Source organism: Hyphomonas polymorpha PS728 (genome assembly GCF_000685315.1).
Lineage (GTDB): Bacteria > Pseudomonadota > Alphaproteobacteria > Caulobacterales > Hyphomonadaceae > Hyphomonas > Hyphomonas polymorpha.
Genome location: NZ_ARYM01000053.1, coordinates 1 through 1796 on the forward strand (window position 1 = coordinate 1; position 1796 = coordinate 1796).

At 64.9% G+C, this 1796-nt stretch carries 3 protein-coding genes and 1 pseudogene; all 4 read right to left on the minus strand.

All coding sequences use genetic code 11. The features are described 5' to 3' along the window. Positions 1-538: pseudogene (locus HPO_RS19305) on the minus strand (hypothetical protein); the annotation flags it as partial. Further along, positions 531-1205: a S26 family signal peptidase gene (locus HPO_RS19310; protein ID WP_051612853.1), complete on the minus strand. Its 675-nt coding sequence runs from the start codon at positions 1203-1205 to the stop codon at positions 531-533. The pseudogene HPO_RS19305 and the gene HPO_RS19310, both read right to left, overlap by 8 nt. Continuing rightward, complete coding sequence (locus HPO_RS19315; RefSeq protein ID WP_035602852.1) at positions 1195-1449, minus strand: helix-turn-helix transcriptional regulator; 255 nt, start codon at positions 1447-1449, stop codon at positions 1195-1197. Before HPO_RS19315 ends, HPO_RS19310 begins: the two co-directional genes overlap by 11 nt. A 188-nt stretch (positions 1450-1637) precedes the next feature. Then, entirely contained in the window at positions 1638-1784 is a 147-nt protein-coding gene (locus HPO_RS20440) for a DUF736 family protein (protein ID WP_241767969.1), read from the minus strand. Between the last annotated feature and the right edge of the window lie 12 nt (positions 1785-1796).

Consider the following 1796-nt stretch of genomic DNA (forward strand, 5'->3'; position numbering starts at 1 on the left):
CATGGTGATTGACGGCGACCCAGTCGAGCCGTTGTCGAAGATCCTTTTCGGCCTGTTCCATGAGCGCGCGGGTGAAGGCCGTTAAATCTTTCATCTGCCCGGAATCCTCGGGCGAAACGATCAGGCGGAACTGGCGCCGGTCGTCGCGGGCCCGCTCATTGAATTTAGTCGCATCGCTTACCTCTCCGTCGCGATCATACAGCGTACCGCGATGACCGTCCCGGTCTGTTCCCTCCCGGTGGATATAGGAAAGGTGTCGGGCGAAGGCTGCATTGCCTGCCGGGCCAGCTCTGGCGATATGGACCTTGACCACAACGCGGCGCTGCCGGGCATGAGACCAGTGCCGCGCCATGGCGGCGGCCGCCTTGCCTCGTCCCTGAAACCGGACGGCGCCAGCCTGGAGGCGGCCTCCGTTATGGGCGCGTGGCTGACCTTTGCGCACCGCCCTGGCAAGACGTTTGAGCTGCGTGGTCTGGCGTAGAGGCGTCTGCGACCCGATCCGCCCGAGGCGCGGCGTAAAATCCTTCTCGTCAGTCATCGGAGCAAGGGCACACCGGCGCCTCTGTCCGCAGGCTGTCTGGCCGTGTGTCACCTGAAAAAGGATGTGCAGACAATACATTGGGGCTGGCCGTGGGACAGTCCCTTAATCTTGCCCTCCGCGCCTCCACCCCCCCGGTGTGTCCATCTGAGGCCATTTCCGTTGCACTGGCCAGCGTCCAGACAGGACGGGCGACCCCGATGAGGCCAGTGCTCTCCTGTGCGCCGAAGTAGCGGCCATCGAGGGATTCCGGATGATCGGCCAGCAGAAAAATGTCGTCCGGTCCCAGAGTGCGACACCCCTGCCAGCGCGGCAGGGCGCGGTCCGCACTGTCGGCTGAAAGGGCTATTGCAATGGGCGCGTCATTCACCCAAACGCGGTGTCCGCACCGGCAGACGGTGTCCCCTTCAAGCGCGATCACGCGTTTGAGCAGGGGCCAGTTTCGGCCGGTATAGCGCCGGTCCTCAATCCAGCTCCTGAGCGGGCCTGAGGGCAGATAGGCGACCAGAGCGCCCCGCTGGATCGGCCCATTCTGATCGATCCAATAGAGCCCGGTTGGCACGCTTTCTGTCCGGTTCCAGATCAGGCTCGGCGGGCCATCGGGCGGTATCAGAGCCAGCAGGGACAGAGCGGACAGACCGGCCACACAAAGGCGCTTACCGGTCATCGCGAACCCCTGAGGCGATGTATCGGCGTCGGCGCCGATAGGTGAGGAGGTCTTCGCCCAGATACCAGACCTTGCTGCCGATCTTGTGGAAGGAGGGGCCGGTCCCCAGCGAGCGCATATTGGCGAGGGTTTTGGGCGTGAGGCCGAGATGACCGGCGGCTTCGTCGGTCGTCAGCCAGGCATCAGGCTTCGGCGGCGCAGGACTGGGGCGCAGAGGCGCGGGCGGCTTTTCCGGCGGGCTCATGAGGGCTTCTCCCTTGAGGTCTGTTGACCGTCAGAAGATACCTCTGAGCCGGGAGGACCGGCAGGGACCAAGCGGGCGGCACGCCGCGCGTCCGTCCGGGTTAACTTTAGGCGGCACCCGTCTGTTCACAGACAAAAGCCGCCCCGGAGGAAACTCCGGGGCGGCTTGCCGGGGCTGGATGGACCGGCTTAGTCGCGCGGGTTCCAGAGGATCACGTGACGGCCTTTCTTGCCTTTGACGGGCGCGAGATTGGCGAAGATTTTTCGGGGGCCGATCTGCGGGTCTGCCAGCGTGATCGAGAGGTAATCCCGGCCCGACTGCTTCGCCTTGCGCATCCAGCCGCCGCC